The organism is Nocardia sp. NPDC004415 (assembly GCF_053602435.1).
Window position 1 is genome coordinate 14973 of the sequence record NZ_JBSGDP010000047.1, and the last position, 18424, is coordinate 33396.

The window sequence follows — 18424 nt, forward strand, 5'->3', positions numbered from 1 at the left end:
GAATGCGAGCCGACCCTGCGGACGCGATCAGCCGGGCGGGCGATAGCGGGCGGCCATGGCGTCGGCGATGGCGGCCAGGCCGGTGCGGAGTTGTTCGGGGGCGAGGACCTCGAGGTGCTGGCCGAGGGGGAGTAGTGCGTGGGTGAGGATGTCGACGGATTCGCCGGGGATCGTGATCTCGGCCCAGCCGTCGGCATCGGGTGGGCCCAGGGAGGCGAGGGCCTCGGTGACGGCGGCCGGGTCGTTCATCAGGCGCAGCAGGCCGAGGTGGGCGGTGACGATGCGGCAGTGGGCGCGTACGCGCAGGATGGAGCGGGCGAAGTCGTCGGCGGCTGCCCGCCAGTGCGCGGACAGGTCGAAATCGGCTGGGCGGATGAAGGTTTCGCCGGTCGGCTCGGCGGTGACGATCCGGCTCGCCCGGTAGGACCGGATATCGGCGGACTCGCGTGCCACCAGATACCAGGTGCCCGCCTTCAGCACCAGGCCGAGCGGGTCGACGGTCCGGTCCACCACGCGGTCGGGGCGCCGGTAGCTCAGCGCCAGCCTGCGGTCGTGCCAGAGCGCGTCGGCGACCGTGGCGAGTGCGGGGGTGTCGTCGGGGCGGTGGAACCAGCCGGGCATATCGATGTGGACGCGGTCGGCGATGCGCGTCGCCCGGCCGCGCAGTTCCGGGGGCAGGGCGGCGAGCATCTTCAGCTGGGCGGTCGCGAGCACGGTGCCGAGCCCGAGGTCGGCGGCCGCGCCCGGCAAACCCGCCAGCAGCACCGCGTCGGCCTCGTCGGAGGTGAGCCCGGTCAGGCGGGTGCGGTAGCCGTCGATCAGGCGCACCCCACCGCCGCGCCCTGGCTCGCAGTACACCGGCACCCCGGCCTCCGACAGTGCCTCCACATCGCGATAGACCGTCCGGGTCGACACCTCCAGCTCGCGTGCCAGCGCGCCCGCGGTCGACCCGCCGGAGGCCTGGAGCGACAGCAGCAGCCGCACCAATCTGCTCGCGCGCATATCGCCGAGACTAGCCGGTAAACCTGACAGGAGATGTCCGGTTTGCGTCGTACCGTACGAGATATGACCACGTGGAGCCAGTTCACCCAGGAAGCACCGAGCATCGCCGCGCTGTTCCTGCGCAGGCACAAGGCCACCGGGAACCTGTGCATGCTCGGCACCGTTCGCGCCGACGGATCACCCCGCATCAGCCCCATCGAACCGATGATCTTCGACGGCATGCTCGTCCTCGCAGGCATGCCCGACACCCGGAAATTCGACGACCTCGCCCGCGACCCTCGCTTCTGCCTGCACACCGCCACCGTCGACACCAAGGTCACCGACGGCGACGCCAAACTCTTCGGCACCGTCACCGACATCACCGACGAATCCGTCCACCGCCGCTTCGCCCAGAAACTCTTCGACGACTCCGGCTTCGACATCCGCGAAGAGAAATTCGACCACTTCTTCGTCGCCGACCTCACCGGCGCCTCCACCGTCGAGGTAGCCGACGACCACCTCGACATCACCGTCTGGAAGCCCGGCGCAGGCGAACGAGTGATCCGCAAGGACTGACCGTGTCCCGGCGATTCTCAATCGTCGGCGGCGACGATCAGCGCCACCTCACCCCGACGGCGATCGATGGTGAGGAATTCGTTGAATTCGGTGTGGATCCGGCCGTACTCGCAGACGGCGTCGTCACCGAGATCCCGCAGGACATGGATGGTGTCGGCGGCCGCGAACCGCCGGTGGACCTGCTCGTCGAGGACCGCCGCGAGTTCGGCCGGTACGGCGCCGTAGGCCGCCGCCCAGCGATCGAATCGTGCGGCGGCCGCTTCTGCGGGCACCCGGCTGTAGTCGGCTGTTCCGATGCACTCGATCCGGAACGGGCCGTGGATCGTGCCCTTCGGGTCGGCTCCGGCGCCTATATACCCGTCGCGGTACGACTCCGCGTCGATGACCGCCGAGATCACCGCGGTGTCGGCGGCATCGGTAACGAGTCCGAAACGCGAAATGTGGACCCACCGGTAGGCGTGATTGAACGGATAGCCGCGGAAGTTCACGAAAATTGGATCGTCCGCGGCAAGGTTCGATGGCACGGGCGTGACCGTATCGCCGTCGTCGCGGTCATGTCGATTCTTTTCTGGGCGCCCGCGAGGTGACGTGGGGTGGGGTGGGGGTTGTGTCACGATGACGGCATGGAGCTGCTTGCTTCCGGGGAGGTCGGGGGGCCGTCGGCGATCGTGTCGCTGTTCTGGGTGGCGGTGGTGGCGGTGGGGGCGCCGTTGCTGTCGCGGGTGTTGCGGGGGTATGTGCCGGATGTGGTGATCCTGCTGGTGGCGGGGACGGTGCTCGGGCCGTTCGCGCTCGGGTGGGCGTCCGGGGACGGGGGTGTGGATCTGATAGAGGAGCTCGGGCTCGGGATGCTGTTCCTGCTGGCCGGGTACGAGCTGGATCCGCGGTTGCTGCGCGGGCGGTCGGGGCGGGTGGCCTGGCTGGTGTGGCTGGCGGGGCTGGTGTTCGGGTTCGGGCTGGTGACGGTGCTGGCGAGCGGGGAGCCCACGACGAACCACATCGCCGTGGCCATCGCCATGACCTCCACCGCGCTGGGCACGCTGCTGCCGATCGTCAAGCAGGCGGGGCTGCTGGACACCCCGCTCGGCCGGGCGGTGCTCGCGCACGGCGCGGTCGGGGAGCTGGGCCCGATCGTGGCCATGTCGGTGTTGCTGAGCAGCCACAGCGTGGGCGCGGCGCTGGTGGTGCTGGGCCTGTTCGTGGTGGCCACGCTGCTGGCGGGCATCGTCCCGCTGCGCCTGTTCACCCGTATCCCCGATCTCGGGGCGGCGCTGGCCCGGATGGACGGCGGCACCTCCCAGCTGCCGGTGCGCGGCGCGATCCTGCTGCTGCTCGTGCTGATGGTGGTCGCCGAGCGTTTCGACCTGGACGTGGTGCTGGGCGCCTTCGCCGCCGGGATGGTGCTGCGCCGCCTCATCGCGGCGGGGCATCCGCGCGTGGACGAGCAGCTCGAGACCATCGGCTACGGCCTGCTGATCCCGGTGTTCTTCGTGGTCTCGGGCATGGGTATCGACATGGCCGCGGTGGCGGACGAACCCCTGCTGTGGGCCGGATTCGTGCTCGCCATCGCGGTGGCGCGCGGGTTGCCGGTCTGGTTCAGCGAACGGTTCGTCCCGCACGGGCGCAACCTCGAGACCCCGCGCGAGCGCGTCCAGCTCGCCCTGTTCGCCGCGACGGGCCTGCCGATCATCGTCGCGGTCACCCAGGTGGCGGTGTCGACGGACATGATGACCGCCGAGACCGCCTCGGTCCTGATCGCCGCGGGCGCCACGACGGTATTGTTGTTTCCGCTGGTCGCGCGCCTGATCGGGCGCAGCGCACCCACGTCGGTCACACCTGCTCATGAATGAGCTTGCACAGTCGTGCATAATCATCACATGGTTGATTCGTCGGGAGGACCCGTGTTGCGGGTGGCGGTTGCCGGTGCGAGTGGATACGCCGGTGGCGAAGTGTTGCGTCTGCTGCTGAACCACCCGGAGTACCGAGCCGGGCGCCTCGAGATCGGGGCGCTGACCGGTGGATCCAACGCGGGCACCCCGCTGGGTGAACTCCAGCCGCACCTGCTGCCGCTGGCGGGCCGGATCCTGGAAGCGACCACCCCCGACACCCTGGCGGGCCACGACGTGGTCTTCCTCGGCCTCCCGCACGGCCAGTCGGCCGCCATCGCGCAGGCCCTGCCCGAGTCCACCGTCATCATCGACTGCGGCGCCGATTTCCGGCTCACCGACGCCGCGGCCTGGGAGAAGTACTACGGCAGCGCCCACGCGGGCAGCTGGCCCTACGGCCTGCCCGAACTACCCGGCGGGCGCGAACGGCTGATCGGCGCCAAGCGCATCGCGGTGCCCGGCTGCTACCCGACCGTCGCCAGCGTCGCGCTGGCCCCGGCCATCGCCGCCGGGATCATCGAACCCACCGTCAACGTCGTCGCCGTGAGCGGCACCTCGGGCGCGGGCCGCAAGCTCGACGTCGGCCTGCTGGGCTCGGAGGTGATGGGCAGCGTGCGCGCCTACAGCATCGCCGGCGCGCACCGGCACACCCCCGAGATCGCGCAGAACCTGAAAGCCGCGGGCGGTGTGGACGTCTCGGTGTCGTTCACCCCGGTGCTCGCGCCCATGCCGCGCGGCATCCTGGCCACCTGCACCGCCCCGGTGAAGGTCGACGCGGCCCAGGCGCGCGCGGTCTACGAGAAGGCCTACGCCGACGAGCCGTTCGTGCACGTGCTGCCCGAAGGTCTGCTCCCGCAGACCGGTTCGGTGATCGGCTCCAACGCCATCACCCTGCAGGTCACCGTCGACGCCGACGCGGGCCTGCTGGTGGTGATCGGCGCGGTCGACAACCTGGCCAAGGGCACCGCGGGCGCCGCCGTGCAATCGATGAATCTGGCCGTCGGCTTCGACGAGACCGCAGGACTTTCCACCGTAGGAGTGGCACCGTGACCAGCAAACTGATCCACACCCAGGGCGTCACCGCCCCGCTCGGTTTCCGGGCGGCGGGTATCGCGGCCGGGATCAAGGCCAGCGGCAAGCCCGACCTCGCGCTGGTGCTCAACGAGGGGCCCGAGTACGCGGCGGCCGGGGTGTTCACCAGCAACCAGGTCAAGGCGGCGCCGGTGCTGTGGTCGCAGCAGGTGCTCAAGACCGGGCGGCTGCGCGCGGTGATCCTCAACTCCGGCGGCGCCAACGCCTGCACCGGCCCCGGTGGTTTCCAGGACACCCACCGCACCGCCGAGGAACTCGCCGCGGCACTGAGCAATTGGGGCACCGAGACCGGCGCGGGCGAGATCGCGGTCTGCTCCACCGGGCTGATCGGCGACCGGCTGCCGATGGACAAACTCATCCCCGCGGTCACCGAGATCGTGCACGAGATGGGTGGCGGCATGTCGGGCGGCACCGAGGCCGCCCACGCCATCATGACCACCGACACCGTGCCCAAGGAATCGGCCTTCCACCACGAGGACAAGTGGAATGTCGGCGGCATGGCCAAGGGCGCGGGCATGCTCGCCCCCTCGCTGGCCACCATGCTCGTCGTGCTCACCACCGACGCGGTGGCCACCCCTGAACAGCTCGACGCGGCGCTGCGCAAGGCCACCAAGTACACCTTCGACCGGCTCGACGTCGACGGCTCCTGCTCCACCAACGACACCGTGCTGCTGCTGGCCAACGGCGCCAGCGGTGTCACCCCGTCCCAGGACGACCTCGACGCGGCCGTGTTCACCGTCTGCGACGACCTCGCCGCCCAGCTCATGGCCGACGCCGAGGGCGTCACCAAGCGGGTGCGGGTCACCGTCACCGGCGCCGCCACCGAGGACGAGGCACTCACCGTCGCCCGTGCCGTGGCCCGCGACAGCCTGGTCAAGACCGCCCTGTTCGGCTCCGACCCCAACTGGGGCCGGGTGCTGGCCGCGGTCGGCATCGCCCCGGTGACGCTGGACCCGAACCGGATCGCGGTGTCGTTCAACGGCAATCCGGTCTGTGTCGACAGCGTCGGCGCCCCGGGCGCGCGCGAGGTCGACCTGTCGGGCGAGGACATCGAGGTGCTGATCGAGCTCCATGTCGGCGAGGGCACCGCCATGGTGCGCACCACCGACCTCTCGCACGCCTACGTCGAAGAGAACTCGGCCTACAGCTCATGAGCAGTGTGGTGCACAGCCTTTCGGCCCTGGACAAGGCCCACGTGCTCGCCGACGCGCTGCCGTGGCTGCAGAAGTTCCGCGACAAGATCGTCGTGGTCAAGTACGGCGGCAACGCCATGATCGACGCCGAGCTCAAGGCGGCCTTCGCCGCCGACATGGCGTTCCTGCGCACCGTCGGGGTGCACCCGGTGGTGGTGCACGGCGGTGGCCCGCAGATCAACGCCATGCTGAAGCGGCTCGGCATGGAAGGCGAGTTCCGCGGCGGTTTCCGGGTCACCACGCCCGAGGTGATGGACGTGGTGCGGATGGTGCTGTTCGGGCAGGTCGGGCGCGAGCTCGTCGGCCTGATCAACGCGCACGGCCCCTACGCGGTCGGCATCTCCGGCGAGGACGCGCACCTGTTCACCGCGACCCGCCGCACCGTCACCGTCGACGGCGCGGCCACCGATATCGGCCTGGTCGGCGATGTCACCGAGGTCAATCCCGGTGCGGTGCTCGACCTGATCGACGCGGGGCGCATCCCGGTGGTCTCCACCATCGCCCCCGACGCCGACGGCGTGGTGCACAACATCAACGCCGACACCGCCGCGGCCGCCCTGGCCGAGGGCATCGGCGCGGAGAAACTCGTCGTCCTCACCGATGTCGAGGGCCTCTACACCGACTGGCCCGACCGGTCCTCGCTGACCAGCGAGATCGACGCCGCGGCCCTGGCGGAGTTGCTGCCGCGCCTGGATGCGGGCATGGTGCCCAAGATGGAAGCCTGCCTGCGCGCTGTGCAGGGCGGGGTGCCCAGCGCCCACGTGATCGACGGCCGCGTGCCGCATTCGGTCCTGCTGGAGCTGTTCACCGGAGAAGGAATCGGAACGATGGTGACCTCATGAGCGAAGTAGCGAAGATCCAGCAGCGGTGGTCGGCCGCGATGATGAACAACTACGGCACCCCGAAGGTCGCGCTGGTGCGCGGCGCGGGCGCGGTGGTCTACGACGCCGACGGCAAGCGCTACGTCGACTTCCTCGGCGGCATCGCGGTCAACAGCCTCGGCCACGCGCATCCGGCCATCCTGGAAGCGGTCACCCAGCAGCTGGGCACCCTCGGCCACGTGTCGAACATCTACGCCAACGAGCCGGTGATCGAGCTGGCCGAGAAGCTGCTGGCGCACTTCGGTGACGGCGAGGGCCGGGCGTTCTTCTGCAACTCCGGCACCGAGGCCAACGAGGCCGCGTTCAAGATCGCCCGGCTCACCGGCCGGGCCAAGATCGTCGCCGCCGAGGAGGCCTTCCACGGCCGCACCATGGGCGCGCTCGCGCTCACCGGTCAGCCGTCCAAGCGCGAGCCGTTCGAGCCGATGCCGCCCGGTGTCGTGCACGTGCCCTACGGTGACGCCGCCGCGCTGGAGGCCGTCGTCGACACCGACACCGCCGCGGTGTTCCTGGAGCCGATGATGGGGGAGAGCGGCGTGGTCGTCCCGCCGTTCGACTACCTGGCCAAGGCCCGCGAGATCACCTCCCGGGCCGGCGCGCTGCTCATCCTCGACGAGGTGCAGACCGGAATCGGCCGCACCGGAACATTCTTCGCGCACCAGGCCGCGGGCATCGTGCCCGACGCCATCACGCTGGCCAAGGGCCTGGGCGGTGGCCTGCCGATCGGCGCCGTGCTGGCCCAGGGCCGCGCCGCCGAGTTGCTCACGCCCGGCCTGCACGGCACCACCTTCGGCGGCAACCCCGTCTGCGCCGCCGCCGCGCTGGCGGTGCTGCGCACGATCGACGCCGAAGACCTGCTCTCCCATGTGGAATGGGTCGGCAAGAAGCTCAGCGACGGCATCGCCCTGCTCAAGCATCCCGAGATCGATCACGTGCGTGGCGCGGGCCTGCTCATCGGTATCGTGTTGCGCGACAACATCTCCGCGCACGTGGACGAGCGGGCGCGGGAGGCGGGCTACCTGATCAACCCCGCCAAGCCGAACGTGATCCGGCTGGCGCCGCCACTGGTGCTCACCGAAACCCAGGCCGACAACTTCATCGCCGACCTGCCGGGAATTCTCGACCAGGCCGCTGCCGATGCGAAGGGAGCGCCCCAGTGACCCTGCGCCACTTTCTGCGCGACGACGACGTGACCCAGGCCGAACAGGCCGAAATCCTCGCCATCGCCGCGGAATTGAAGCAGAACCCGTTCGCGCACCGGCCGCTGGACGGCCCGCGCGGGGTCGGGGTGATCTTCGAGAAGAACTCCACCCGCACCCGCTTCTCCTTCGAACTGGGCATCGCCCAGCTCGGCGGGCACGCGGTGGTGGTCGACGGCCGCGACACCCAGCTCGGCCGCGAGGAGACTCTCGGCGACACCGGCAGCGTGCTCTCGCGCTACGTCGACGCCATCGTGTGGCGCACCTTCGAACAGGCGCGCCTGGACGAGATGGCCGTCACCGCGACGGTTCCCGTGGTGAACGCGCTGTCCAACGAGTTCCATCCGTGCCAGGTGCTCGCCGATCTGCAGACCATCGCCGAGCGCAAGGGCACCCTGGCGGGGCTGAACCTCACCTACTTCGGCGACGGCGCCAACAATATGGCGCACTCGCTGCTGCTGGGTGGGGTCACCGCGGGCATGAACGTCACCGTGGCGGCCCCGGCCGGATTCGAGCCGCTGCCGTGGATTCTCGAGGCCGCCGCCAAGCGCGCCGCCGAGACCGGCGCGACGGTGTCGGTCACCGGTGATCCGGTGGCGGGCGCGCGCGGCGCCGATGTGCTCGTCACCGACACCTGGACCTCGATGGGCCAGGAGAACGACGGCCTCGACCGCGTCGGCCCGTTCCGTCCGTTCCAGCTCAACACCGAACTGCTCGGCCACGCCGCCCCGGAAGCCATTGTGCTGCACTGCCTTCCGGCGCATCGCGGCGAGGAGATCACCGACGAGGTGCTCGACGGCGCGCACAGTGTGGTCTGGGACGAGGCCGAGAACCGCCTGCACGCCCAGAAGGCGCTGCTGGTCTGGCTGCTGGCGAAAGCCGCCGCGTGAGACCGCGAACCGGGGCCGGCGTGGGGAGCAGACGATGAGCGCGCCCGAGAAGGGGTCGCCCGCCATCGCGCGCACCCGCGCCGGCCGCCAGTCGCGGATCGTGGAGCTGCTCAGCGCGCATTCGGTGCGCAGCCAGACCGAGCTGGCCGCGCTGCTGGCCGCCGAGGGCATCGAGATCACCCAGGCCACCCTCTCGCGGGATCTCGACGAACTCGGCGCGGTGAAGCTGCGCGCGGCCGACGGCGGCGCGGGCGTCTACGTGGTGCCCGAGGACGGCAGCCCCGTGCGCGGGGTCACCGGTGGCACCGGCCGGTTGTCCAAACTGCTCGGTGACCTGCTGGTCTCCACCGACGCCAGCGGCAATCTCGCCGTGCTGCGCACCCCGCCCGGCGCTGCGCATTTCCTGGCCAGTGCGCTGGACCGGGCCGCGCTGCCCTTCATCGTCGGCACCATCGCCGGTGACGACACGATCGCCGTGATCGCCCGCGAACCCCTCACCGGCGCCGAACTGGCCGCCGAGATCGAACGCCTGGCCTGACCGGTCTCAGGACGCGGGCGGCGGAACGCGCAGGCCCGCGAGGGTGATCTCGGTGAGCAGCGGCGCCGACTCGGCCGCGGCCTGACAGCCCGCGCCGATGCCGTGGCCCAGGCGCAGGATGTCGCGCGGGCCGACCTCGGGGCGGATGATGCCCGCCTCCTGCACCGGTACCAGCACGCTGCCCGCGGCCTCGCCCAGCAGCGTCGAGCAGGCCGAGAAGGTCTCGGAGGTGCGGTCGATCGCGGCCTTGAGGGTGTTCGCCAGGCCGTGGCGTTCGAGGATGTAGGTGACGAGTTCGCCGAACCACGTCTCGAACGCGGCCAGCGGCGGCTCGGATCGGCGCAGTTCCTCCGCGCGGGCGGCGAGCGCTTCGATATTGGCGCGGTAGACCGCCTCCATCAGCGCGGTGCGATGCGGGAAGTGCCGGTACAGGGTGCCCGCGCCCACGCCCGCGCGGCGGGCGATGTCGTCGAGTGGAGCGTCGGTGCCGTGTTCGGCGAAAGCGTCACGCGCGCAGGCGATGATGCGCTCGTAGTTGCGGCGTGCGTCGGCGCGCATCGGCCGCGACGGTGCGTCCACGAGAATCCTCCACTGGAAACGGATGAAGTCTCCGTTTAGTCTTGCGGAACCGGAGGCTTTCTCCCTATGCTAGCTCTGTCTTAAACGGAGACTCTCTCCGTTTGCTTCCACTCTCGATGGAGCGTCGGTGACCACCACACTTGTGCAGAAATCCCGGGTCGATCGCACCCGGCCGGGCCTCGTCCTGTTCACCCTGCTGACCTGTCAGCTCATGATCATTCTCGATGTCACCGTGATGAATGTGGCGCTGCCGCACATCCGGACGGATCTGGACTTCAGTCCCACCGGGCTGTCCTGGGTGATGAACTCCTACACCCTCGTCTTCGGTGGGCTGCTGCTGCTCGGCGGCCGCGCCGGTGATCTGTTCGGCCGCCGCAGGCTGTTCCTCTGGGGCACCGCACTGTTCACCCTCGCCTCGCTGGCCGGTGGTCTGGCGCCCTCGGCGGGCTGGCTGCTCGCGGCGCGGGTGCTGCAGGGCATCGGCGGTGCCATGGCCGCGCCCAATACCCTCGCGCTGCTCACGACCACGTTCGCCGAGCCGAAGGCCCGCATCCGGGTGCTCGCGTTGTTCTCCGGGATGTCCAGTGCCGGTTTCGCGATCGGGCTGATCGTGGGCGGGCTGCTCACCGAGTGGTTCGGCTGGCGCTCGGTGCTGTTCATCAATGTGCCGTTCGGATTGGTCATCGCGGTGCTCGCAGGGCGGTATCTGCCCGAGGCGCCGCGGCGGCCCGCGCGGCTGGACCTGCCGGGCGCGGTGACGGCGACGGCGGGTGTCGCCGCGCTGGTCTACGGATTCATCAGCGCCGCCTCCGACGGGTGGGGCGCGGCCGGGACCGATATCTTCCTCGCGCTCGGCGTGGTGCTGCTGGCGGCGTTCCTCGCGGTCGAATCGCGGGCGCCGCAGCCCTTGCTGCCGCTGGGGCTGTTCGCCGACCGCAATCGCGCCGCCGCCTATCTGAACATGTTCCTCGGGCCGATGGCGGGCATGTCGATGTTCTTCTTCCTGACCCAGTATCTGCAGGATGTGCTGGGAATGAGTTCGCTGGCAACGGGTTTCGCGTTCCTGCCGACGGCGGTGCTGATGTTCACCATGATCCGCTTCATCCCCCGGCTGCTGGCCCGCTTCGGCCCGAAACCGGTGACCCTGACCGGCACCGTCGCCATGGTCACCGGCCTGGTCCTGCTCACCCGCCTGTCGGCCGACACCGGCTACTTCCCGCTGCTGTTCGTGGCCATGGTCGCCATGGGTTGCGGTCTGGGCCTGGCCTTCTCGCCGCTGAACGTGATCATCATGTCCACGGTCTCCGCGGAGGAGGCGGGCGCGGCGGGCGGCGCGTTGCAGACCCTCCAGCAGACCGGTGGCGCGCTCGGCCTGGCCGTTCTGGTGACGGTCTTCGGCACCGCCGCCCGCGCGGCAGGCGGCTCACCCACCCACGCCCTGGTCGGCGGCATGACCGCCGCCTTCGCCGCGGCCGCTGTCATCGCGGCGCTCACCGTCGCGGTCGCCCTCACCTTCCGTGGCGGCCGCGCGACCGGGTGACCAGCGGTCCGTGATCCACCAGCCGAGCGCATAGACCGTCCAGGCGCAGCCCAGACCCTGGGCCGCGCCGACGATCACGTGCCGCACCAGGTCGTACCCACTGGTGCGCGTAACCGGATCGTCCACGGCGAGCACGGCACCCAGCACCGGCGCGGCGACGAGCACCGTCAGGATCACCCGCCGCCACGGTCTCGCCATGCCCGGTGTGTGCCGGTGCGCGTTGCGGACCAGCAGGACGGCGACCAGTGCGGTGCCGACCAGCGAGGAGAGGTAGCCGATCACGTTGTAGACCCGGTGCGGTTCGAGCACCGGGGCACGCAACAGCTCCCAGTGCCGGACCGCGAAACCGGCTGTCTGCGTGGCGGAATCCCACAGTAGATGCGTCATCGCCCCGACCGCGAGCGCGAGGATCGTCGCCATCGGCTGCCCGCCGGGCCGGGGCGGTGCCGGTGTGGACCGCGACACGCGGTAGGGCGACAGCGCGAGCGCGGGCGGGGCCGACAGCCGGAAGGCCGCCAGCAGCGCGAGGCCGAGCAGCAGATTCCAGCTCAGCAGTCCGAGCGGGGAATGCGTCGCGCTGCCGTCGAGCGGCAACGGCAGGTAGTAGACGACATCCGGGGCGATCGCGCCGGCGACGAGCGCGGGCACCGGGAGGTATCGGGTGAAGGGCAGCACCGCGATCGGGTGGGCGAGCGTGATCGGCACCGGCTCACCGTAGGCCGACCACCCCGGCCTCGGAAGTGGCGGTCAGCGGGCCGGGCGGCGGGTGCGCAGCAGCGCCCAGGCGCACACGATCGCGGCCGTGCCCGCGCAGAGCAGGAGCAGGGCGGCGGTGGTGGCGTAGGCGGCCCAGCGGGGGAGCAGTTGCTCCAAGCCGCGGACCAGGGCGGCCAGGGCGAATACGGCCGCGGTCAGGCCGGTGATCGCGGCGACGGCGAGGGCCAGGGTCGCCAGGAGTGCGAGCCGGGCGTGGCCGGCCAGGGTGGCGGCCAGGCGGGTGGCGTGGCGGCGGGCCCGGCGGGCCGCGGGCGTGCGCAGGAGGGTGTCGAGATCGGGGCGGGTGGTCATCAGGTGTCCTGTCAGTGGGTGAGCAGTGGGGAGCTGACCTTGCTGATCAGCCAGCGGTCGGCGTCCTTGCGCAGCGACATCGTCACCGCGAGCTGGCCGGGGGTGGGGGTGCCCTGGGTGCCGAGGCTGGTGATGGTCTGGTGGATGACGGCGACGGCTTCGGCGCTGGACTCGTCGGCCGCGGTGAGCGCGCTCTCGACGGTGCCGACGGTGGAGACCACCTGTCCCTGCACGAGCACATCGCGCAGATCCTTGCTGGTGGCGTCGAATTCGGTCCTCCACTCGCCGGTCGCGCCCGCCAGTACGGTCGCGAAGTAGGTGTCGAGATCCTTGGCGTCGTAGCGGGCCAGGGTCGGCGCGTACGCGCAGGCGGCCTGGTGCGCGGCGGTGCGGGCGTCCTCCAGGGACCGCAGGTGGTGGTTGTCGACGGCGAACCAGGCCGCCGCTCCCGAGGCGGCCACGGCCGCGACGGTCAGGAGTGCCATCACACTGCGTCGGGCCGGAACGCCTGATCGGGGAACCAGCCTGCGGTACAGCGGGATTGGTGACTCTTCGCCACGTTCTTCGTCGAGGGGAGCGGTGTCGTCGCTGGTCATCGGAGTCCTCGGGATCATTTCGTGGGCAGGGGGACGGAGAGCTCGTCACCGGTGACACCCGGTGGCGGACCCGACCCGTTGTCGGGCCCGGGTGGCCGGGGCGCGTTGGCGGCGCCGCGGATCTGGAGCGCGGGATCGGTGGTGACGCAGTAGTTGTAGAGGCGGCTGCGCCCGTCGGAGACCAGCGCGGGCGAGACCGGCACCGTCTCGTATTCGCAGGTGGGGCGCGGCCATGCCTCGGCCAGCGTGTAGAAGGCGCCGTCGTGCGCGGGGACGCCGATCGCGGCCACACCGTCGCGCAGGGCGGGGAACAGGGCCGCCATGGCGGGTGTGCGCAGCCGGGCCGCGCGGGTGATGGCCACGACATTGGTGACCAGATCCGTCAGCGGATCGGTGGTCTCGGTGAGGATTCCGCCCAGTGCCGCCAACCGTCCCGGCGTGTGTTCGAGCAGGTCGCGGACCTCCTGATCGGCCGCGTTGAGCTGATCGAACAGTTCCCCCGACCCGCGCACCAGGGTGCCCAGATCGGGTTGGGCCAGTGCGGTGGTGGCCGCGACGACCTGGAGATTGCGGATGAGTTCGGTGGTCTGCGGCAGCAGCCCGGTGAGCCCGGTCATGGCCTGGCTGAGCCCGCTGATGACCGCCCGCAAGGTGTCGGGCCCGCCGCCGAGCGCGCGATCCAGCTCGTCGACGATCACCGTGAGCCGCTGCGGATTCATGCCGCCGATCAGCGCACCGGTGTCGGCCAGGAAGGCGTCGATGGTCACCGGCGTGCTCACCCGTCCGGCGGGAACGACGGCGCCCTCGGTGAGGAACGGCCCGGTGTCGGTCTCCGGCCGGAAATCCAGGTACTGCTCGCCCGCCGCCGACAACCGGCCCACCGCCGCCACCGAATCCGCCGGAATCCTTGCCGCACTGTCGATCTCGAGCTCGGCACGGATGCCGTCGCCGTCGATGCGCACGGTCCGTACCGACCCGACCGGCACCCCGCGCACGGTGACGTCGCTGCGGGGGAGCAGTCCGCCGCTGCGATCGAGCTGTACCTGCACGGTGTAGGTGGACCGCAGCGGCCGCACCCCGACGACATCGATCGCCAGATATCCCGAACCCACCACCAGCAGCCCGGCCATCCCGAGCACGGCGAAGACGATCCGGTGCCGGTGCGCCCGGCGCGCGGCGGCGACCACCCATCCGGCGGCACGGTCGATCATCGGTGTCCTCCCTGCACGCGGCCCAGCACCCGGGCCAGCACCTGGGTGAGGCTGCCGATGAAGGCGGTCACATCGGTGCCGTCGGGCAGTCTGCTGCCCGCCGGATCGGTCAGCGCGCCGATGTCGAGGAACGACACCGTCGCCGCCACCGCGAGCGTCGTGCCCTGAGTGCTCGCCCGGACCGCCGGTGCCAGCGCGGTGAACTGGTCGAGGGCGCCCGCCAGGTCGTCCTCCATCCGGGTGAATCCCGACATCAGCGCCTGCACGCTGTCGAACAGGCCGAGGAAGGCGGGGCCGGTGGTGGTGGTGAAGTCGCCGAGCGCGGCGGTGACCGTCGCGACCTTCGCCGTGAGATCGGTGATGGCGCGGTTGTTCTCGGCGATCACCGCGATCAGATCGGGGAAGGTCTCGGCGGTCTGCCCGAGTTCGGACTTGCGGGCGCGCAGCGTACCGGTGAGCTCGTTCAGCCCGTACAGGACCGAGTCGATCTGCCCGGTGCGCTGATTCAGCGCGCCGAGCACGGCGGTGAGCTCGGTGATCAGATGGGCGAGTTGAGGCCCGCGTCCGCCGACGATGGCGTCGAGCTCCGAGGTGATCCGGGCGACCTGGTTCATCGCGCCGCCGTCGAGCAGCAGCGACATCGCCGTCATCAGCTCCTCCACCGAGGCACCGGCCGAGGTGTGTTCGCGGTCGATGGTGTCGCCGTCGCCGAGCAGCGGGGTGCCGGGCCGGGGTTCGGGCAACGTGACCGCGATATGGATGTCGCCCAGCGGTGTCGCCTGGCGCAGTTCGGCCCGGGTGCCCAGGGGCAGCGCGATATCGCGGCGCACCGCGAGCTCGACCTCGGCGCGGAAGTCGGTGGTGTCGATCCCGGTCACCACCCCGATATCGGTGCCGCCGATCTTCACCCTCGCCCGTTCGGGCAGGTTGAGCGCGTTGTCGAACACCGCGTGCAGCCGGTAGGACGGCCCGTCGACGCCGGGGCGCGGCAGCGGCATCGTCTCGACGGTGCAGGCGGTGAGCCCGGCCGTGGTCAGCAGCGCGACGGCCAGGCGCAGGAGGTGACGGTTCATGCGGTGAGTCCCAACAGCGCGGCGGTCAGGCCGAAATCCGGGCCGAAATCCTGGAGCTTGCCGGTGCGGCAGCCGTCGGCGCGCAGGGCGAGCCGCTCGCACAGCGTCGCGAGGATCTCGTTGTCGAGCAGGGTCTTGTCGGTGAGCAGGTGCAGGCGCAGCGCCCGGTGCTCGGTGCTCACCGAGCGCGCGAGATTCTCGAACAGCATCGGGGTGACATCGACGATCTCGGTGAGCCCGCGCGCGTGCTCGCGCATCTGACCGGTGATGCCGACCAGACGGCGCACCGCATCGGTCAGCGGCGCCTTGTTCTCGGCGAGCACGGCCGAGGTGTTGGCGACGAAGTCGTCGATCTGGGCGAGCACCGCCGCCAGGCCGGGCGCCTGCTCGGCCAGCAGGGTGATCAGTTCGGTGAGGCGGGCGCTGAAATCGCGCACGGTCCGGTCGTTGCCCGCCACGACCGCGGTGAGGTCGTTGAGGGCGATGATGGTGTTCGAGATCTGGTCGCGGTCGGCGAGGGTCACCTCGAGGGCACCCGCGAGAGCGTCCAGGGTGGCGCGGATGCGGTCGCCGTTGCCGTCGAGCAGTGGGAACAGCACGCGACTGGCCATCGGGCCCTCGGTGTCGTCGCCGCGCAGGGCGGCGCCGAGCTGCTGGAAGTTGCGCAGGATGCGGTCGAGTTCCACCGGAGTTCTCGTGCGCGCCAACGGGATATGGGTGCCGTCGGTCAGCCGGGCGCCCGCGCCGGAGTAGGCGGGGGTGAGTTCCACGTGCCGGTTGGTGATGAGCTGCGGGGAGACCAGGGCGGCCATGGCGTCGGCGGGCAGTTCGGTGCCGCCGTCGATGGTCATCCTGACCTCGACGAAGGTGGCGCGCTGCTCGATGGCGTCGACCCGGCCGACCGGGACGCCGAGCACCGCGACCTCGTTGCCGACGAAAAGCCCGGCCGCGCTCTCGAAATCGGCGCTGATCCGCAGCGCGTCCGGGCGCAGCGACACCGGAATCGACGAACAGCCCACCCCGAACACCGCCACGGCCAGCAGCGCCAGCGCCTGAACCACCGCGCGCATCACCGGCACCCCGGCACGGCCTGGGCCAGACACAGCCAGTTGTCCGGGAACAGCCACGGCATGTAGACCTCGCCGTACGGGCCCTGCCCGAGCCCGTTGGTGAACTGGCGCACCGTCACCGGCATCACCTGATACAGCGCGTCGAGATTGTCGCGGTTCTTCTCCAACCCCTCGGACATGGTGTTCAGGCTCTGGATGAGCGGGCCCAGCCTGCCGCCGTTCTCGACACCCATGTCCTGCAGGATCTTCGAGGCGGCGGCCACATTGCCGAGCAGTTCACGCACCAGATCACGGCGGCGCGATACCGCGTCACCGATGGCCTGGCCCCTGGTCAGCAACAGCAGCACACTGTTCTGGTTGTCGGCGATCAGACCCGAGACCTGGTCCATGCTGTCGAGTAGTTGATGCACTTCGTCGCGGCGGGTCGCCACCACCTTCGCCAGCGCACCGACGCTGTCGAGGGCCTGCGCGGTCAGCTGCGGTGAGTCGCCCATCTGCCTGCTCACCGCGTCGAGGCTCGCCCGCAACGCCTCCGGGTCGAGGCGTTCGAGATGCTCGAAGGAGTTGCGGTAGGTGGGGTCGTTCACCACCTTGGCCAGGTTGTAGGGAACCGTGGTGGCCGACAGCGGAATCCGCGCCGCGCCGAGATCGGTGCGCTCGCCGGGATCGAGTTCGACGTGCATCTTGCCGAGAATCGTCGACATCTCGATCGCGGCCTTCGCGCCGGCACCCAGGACGACCTGCGAGCGCAGGCTCATCGCCACCACCACCCGGTCGCGTTCGAGCCGCACGGATTTCACGGTGCCGACCTCGATGCCCGCGATGTCGACACTGTCGCCCACGCGCAGTCCGGCGGCCTGGGCGAACTCCGCGGACAGGGTCGCCTTGCCCAGCTCCGCGCGGGAGAGCACCCCGGAACCGAGGACCAGCGCGACCACCACCGCCCCGGCGGCCAGCCCGAGCCACAGCGGCCGATTGCCGAACGAGCCGCGCAGCGCGGCCACCGCCCGGGTGGACAGGGACGTGATCATCGACAGACCTCCGTGTGCGCGGTGCCACCCACCTGCGGCAGCAGCCCGCGCGGGAACAACACACCCCACAGCGAGACATCCAGGCTGCAGATGTGAGCATTGATGTAGGTGCCGTTGCCGCTGATCCGGGCCAGCCCGGCCAGCACCAGCGGGAGCTCGATCGCCGAGCGGTCCAGGCGTTCACCGTTGGCCAGCAACAGATCCACGCCCGCGCTCGCCTGCTGCTGGGCCAGCGCCATCCCTGGCGCGACCTGCCCGATCAGCTCGGTGAGCTTCGTGGTCGACGTCGCGATCCCGGTGACCGCGCCGCTGAGCACCGAGCCCTGGTCGTAGAGTCCGGTGACCAGTGCGCGCGACTGCGTGATCAGGGTCTCCAGTTCGCCGCTGCGATGGGCCAGGCTCGCGATCACATCGCTGAGATTGCCGATCACCGCGCCGAGGATCTGATCGCGCTCCCCGAAGGTCGCCGCCAGCGCCGCGGCCTGCGTGATCAGCGCCGACAACGAGACACCGTCACCCTGTAGGGCCTGTACCAGCGTCTCCGACAGCGAATTCACCTCCTCCGGCCGCAACAGGCTGAACAGCGGCTCGAAACCGGAGAGCATGGTGGACACGTCGAAGGAGGATTCGGTGCGCTCCAGCGGAATCGCGTCGTCCGGAGCCAGCGGCAGACCGGGGGACTCGCCCGCGGCCAGGGCGACATAGCGCTGGCCGATCAGATTCTGGTAGCGGATCAGCGCGGTCGTGGTGGTGGTGAGGTGCTGACGCGCCTGCACGGACAGGGTGACCCGGGCGTGGCGGCGGTCCACCAGCTCGATGGCATCGACCCGGCCGACCCGCACGCCCGCGATCCGCACGTCGTCACCCTCGCGCAGCCCGAGGACATCGGCGAACGTGGCGCGGTAGCGGTGGGTCTCGCCGGGCACCGACCGTTGCAGGGTCGACCAGATGGTGGCCGTCGCCAGCACCGAGAGCACGACGAAGACGGCCAGGCCGGCATAGGTGGTGCGCGAACGCATG

20 protein-coding genes are annotated in these 18424 nt (G+C 70.6%); 9 read left to right on the forward strand and 11 right to left on the reverse strand.

What is annotated here, in order from left to right; genetic code table 11:
• Positions 1 to 27: 27 nt before the first annotated feature.
• Entirely contained in the window at positions 28 to 1002 is a 975-nt protein-coding gene (locus ACWEMY_RS20940; protein ID WP_452391360.1) for a helix-turn-helix transcriptional regulator, read from the reverse strand.
• Between the two features lie 63 nt (positions 1003 to 1065).
• On the opposite strand from ACWEMY_RS20940, the gene ACWEMY_RS20945 reads away from it, so the two are divergent.
• Complete coding sequence (locus ACWEMY_RS20945; protein ID WP_452391361.1) at positions 1066 to 1557, forward strand: pyridoxamine 5'-phosphate oxidase family protein; 492 nt, start codon at positions 1066 to 1068, stop codon at positions 1555 to 1557.
• 17 nt (positions 1558 to 1574) lie between these two features.
• Here the strand turns inward: ACWEMY_RS20945 and ACWEMY_RS20950 are convergent, their stop codons facing one another.
• Positions 1575 to 2081 carry a hypothetical protein gene (locus tag ACWEMY_RS20950; protein WP_452391362.1) on the reverse strand — a complete coding sequence of 169 codons (507 nt, stop codon included), beginning with the start codon at positions 2079 to 2081 and terminating at the stop codon, positions 1575 to 1577.
• A 99-nt stretch (positions 2082 to 2180) separates the two neighbouring features.
• Here ACWEMY_RS20950 and ACWEMY_RS20955 point away from each other — a divergent pair, with 99 nt between their 5' ends.
• From ACWEMY_RS20955 to ACWEMY_RS20985, 7 genes are read left to right on the forward strand one after another with little or no spacing between them, the layout of a single operon-like run.
• Positions 2181 to 3407: a cation:proton antiporter gene (locus ACWEMY_RS20955; RefSeq protein ID WP_452391363.1), complete on the forward strand. Its 1227-nt coding sequence runs from the start codon at positions 2181 to 2183 to the stop codon at positions 3405 to 3407.
• A gap of 27 nt (positions 3408 to 3434) precedes the next feature.
• Complete coding sequence (argC, locus tag ACWEMY_RS20960) at positions 3435 to 4493, forward strand: N-acetyl-gamma-glutamyl-phosphate reductase (RefSeq protein WP_375938363.1); 1059 nt, start codon at positions 3435 to 3437, stop codon at positions 4491 to 4493.
• Entirely contained in the window at positions 4490 to 5689 is a 1200-nt protein-coding gene (argJ, locus tag ACWEMY_RS20965) for a bifunctional glutamate N-acetyltransferase/amino-acid acetyltransferase ArgJ (protein WP_375938367.1), read from the forward strand. Before argC ends, argJ begins: the two co-directional genes overlap by 4 nt.
• Positions 5686 to 6570, forward strand: coding sequence for an acetylglutamate kinase (gene argB / locus ACWEMY_RS20970; protein ID WP_375938370.1), 885 nt, complete (start codon positions 5686 to 5688; stop codon positions 6568 to 6570). The genes argJ and argB overlap by 4 nt, the downstream gene beginning before the upstream one ends.
• Positions 6567 to 7769, forward strand: a complete 1203-nt coding sequence (locus tag ACWEMY_RS20975) for an acetylornithine transaminase (RefSeq protein ID WP_452391364.1) — start codon at positions 6567 to 6569, stop codon at positions 7767 to 7769. The genes argB and ACWEMY_RS20975 overlap by 4 nt, the downstream gene beginning before the upstream one ends.
• Positions 7766 to 8698: an ornithine carbamoyltransferase gene (argF, locus tag ACWEMY_RS20980; protein ID WP_375938376.1), complete on the forward strand. Its 933-nt coding sequence runs from the start codon at positions 7766 to 7768 to the stop codon at positions 8696 to 8698. The genes ACWEMY_RS20975 and argF overlap by 4 nt, the downstream gene beginning before the upstream one ends.
• Before the next feature lie 34 nt (positions 8699 to 8732).
• On the forward strand, positions 8733 to 9236 hold the full coding sequence (locus ACWEMY_RS20985) for an arginine repressor (protein ID WP_375938379.1): 504 nt from the start codon (positions 8733 to 8735) through the stop codon (positions 9234 to 9236).
• A gap of 6 nt (positions 9237 to 9242) precedes the next feature.
• Here the strand turns inward: ACWEMY_RS20985 and ACWEMY_RS20990 are convergent, their stop codons facing one another.
• Complete coding sequence (locus ACWEMY_RS20990; protein ID WP_375938382.1) at positions 9243 to 9815, reverse strand: TetR/AcrR family transcriptional regulator; 573 nt, start codon at positions 9813 to 9815, stop codon at positions 9243 to 9245.
• A gap of 127 nt (positions 9816 to 9942) precedes the next feature.
• Here ACWEMY_RS20990 and ACWEMY_RS20995 point away from each other — a divergent pair, with 127 nt between their 5' ends.
• Positions 9943 to 11355 carry an MFS transporter gene (locus ACWEMY_RS20995; protein ID WP_452391365.1) on the forward strand — a complete coding sequence of 471 codons (1413 nt, stop codon included), beginning with the start codon at positions 9943 to 9945 and terminating at the stop codon, positions 11353 to 11355.
• Here ACWEMY_RS20995 and ACWEMY_RS21000 read toward each other — a convergent pair.
• From ACWEMY_RS21000 to ACWEMY_RS21035, 8 genes are all read right to left on the reverse strand, one after another.
• The gene (locus ACWEMY_RS21000; protein ID WP_452391366.1) at positions 11239 to 12060 is read right to left on the reverse strand and encodes a DUF4184 family protein; all 822 of its coding nucleotides are present in this window, start codon (positions 12058 to 12060) and stop codon (positions 11239 to 11241) included. The two genes, ACWEMY_RS20995 and ACWEMY_RS21000, sit on opposite strands and share 117 nt — an antisense overlap.
• Positions 12061 to 12102: 42 nt before the next feature.
• Complete coding sequence (locus tag ACWEMY_RS21005; RefSeq protein ID WP_375938391.1) at positions 12103 to 12423, reverse strand: hypothetical protein; 321 nt, start codon at positions 12421 to 12423, stop codon at positions 12103 to 12105.
• Positions 12424 to 12434: 11 nt separating this feature from the next.
• Positions 12435 to 12908 (reverse strand): hypothetical protein, encoded by a 474-nt coding sequence (locus tag ACWEMY_RS21010; RefSeq protein ID WP_452391367.1) that lies wholly within the window; start codon positions 12906 to 12908, stop codon positions 12435 to 12437.
• A 125-nt stretch (positions 12909 to 13033) separates the two neighbouring features.
• The gene (locus tag ACWEMY_RS21015; RefSeq protein WP_452391368.1) at positions 13034 to 14230 is read right to left on the reverse strand and encodes an MCE family protein; all 1197 of its coding nucleotides are present in this window, start codon (positions 14228 to 14230) and stop codon (positions 13034 to 13036) included.
• A complete protein-coding gene (locus ACWEMY_RS21020; protein WP_452391369.1) occupies positions 14227 to 15303 on the reverse strand; it encodes an MCE family protein in 1077 nt (358 codons plus the stop codon). The genes ACWEMY_RS21015 and ACWEMY_RS21020 overlap by 4 nt, the downstream gene beginning before the upstream one ends.
• Positions 15300 to 16373: an MCE family protein gene (locus ACWEMY_RS21025; protein ID WP_452391370.1), complete on the reverse strand. Its 1074-nt coding sequence runs from the start codon at positions 16371 to 16373 to the stop codon at positions 15300 to 15302. The genes ACWEMY_RS21020 and ACWEMY_RS21025 overlap by 4 nt, the downstream gene beginning before the upstream one ends.
• Positions 16373 to 17404: an MlaD family protein gene (locus tag ACWEMY_RS21030; RefSeq protein WP_452391371.1), complete on the reverse strand. Its 1032-nt coding sequence runs from the start codon at positions 17402 to 17404 to the stop codon at positions 16373 to 16375. The genes ACWEMY_RS21025 and ACWEMY_RS21030 overlap by 1 nt, the downstream gene beginning before the upstream one ends.
• Entirely contained in the window at positions 17401 to 18423 is a 1023-nt protein-coding gene (locus tag ACWEMY_RS21035) for an MlaD family protein (RefSeq protein ID WP_452391372.1), read from the reverse strand. Before ACWEMY_RS21035 ends, ACWEMY_RS21030 begins: the two co-directional genes overlap by 4 nt.
• Position 18424: the final 1 nt, after the last annotated feature.

Excerpts from the sequence above, each read along its gene's own strand:
- ACWEMY_RS20940 (WP_452391360.1), bottom strand. The coding sequence starts at position 1,002 with ATGCGCGCGAGCAGATTGGTGCGGCTGCTGCTGTCGCTCCAGGCCTCC.
- ACWEMY_RS20945 (WP_452391361.1), top strand. The coding sequence starts at position 1,066 with ATGACCACGTGGAGCCAGTTCACCCAGGAAGCACCGAGCATCGCCGCG.
- ACWEMY_RS20955 (WP_452391363.1), top strand. The coding sequence starts at position 2,181 with ATGGAGCTGCTTGCTTCCGGGGAGGTCGGGGGGCCGTCGGCGATCGTG.
- argC (WP_375938363.1), top strand. The coding sequence starts at position 3,435 with ATGGTTGATTCGTCGGGAGGACCCGTGTTGCGGGTGGCGGTTGCCGGT.
- argB (WP_375938370.1), top strand. The coding sequence starts at position 5,686 with ATGAGCAGTGTGGTGCACAGCCTTTCGGCCCTGGACAAGGCCCACGTG.
- ACWEMY_RS20975 (WP_452391364.1), top strand. The coding sequence starts at position 6,567 with ATGAGCGAAGTAGCGAAGATCCAGCAGCGGTGGTCGGCCGCGATGATG.
- ACWEMY_RS20985 (WP_375938379.1), top strand. The coding sequence starts at position 8,733 with ATGAGCGCGCCCGAGAAGGGGTCGCCCGCCATCGCGCGCACCCGCGCC.
- ACWEMY_RS21005 (WP_375938391.1), bottom strand. The coding sequence starts at position 12,423 with ATGACCACCCGCCCCGATCTCGACACCCTCCTGCGCACGCCCGCGGCC.
- ACWEMY_RS21010 (WP_452391367.1), bottom strand. The coding sequence starts at position 12,908 with ATGGCACTCCTGACCGTCGCGGCCGTGGCCGCCTCGGGAGCGGCGGCC.
- ACWEMY_RS21015 (WP_452391368.1), bottom strand. The coding sequence starts at position 14,230 with ATGATCGACCGTGCCGCCGGATGGGTGGTCGCCGCCGCGCGCCGGGCG.
- ACWEMY_RS21020 (WP_452391369.1), bottom strand. The coding sequence starts at position 15,303 with ATGAACCGTCACCTCCTGCGCCTGGCCGTCGCGCTGCTGACCACGGCC.
- ACWEMY_RS21025 (WP_452391370.1), bottom strand. The coding sequence starts at position 16,373 with ATGCGCGCGGTGGTTCAGGCGCTGGCGCTGCTGGCCGTGGCGGTGTTC.
- ACWEMY_RS21030 (WP_452391371.1), bottom strand. The coding sequence starts at position 17,404 with ATGATCACGTCCCTGTCCACCCGGGCGGTGGCCGCGCTGCGCGGCTCG.
- ACWEMY_RS21035 (WP_452391372.1), bottom strand. The coding sequence starts at position 18,423 with ATGCGTTCGCGCACCACCTATGCCGGCCTGGCCGTCTTCGTCGTGCTC.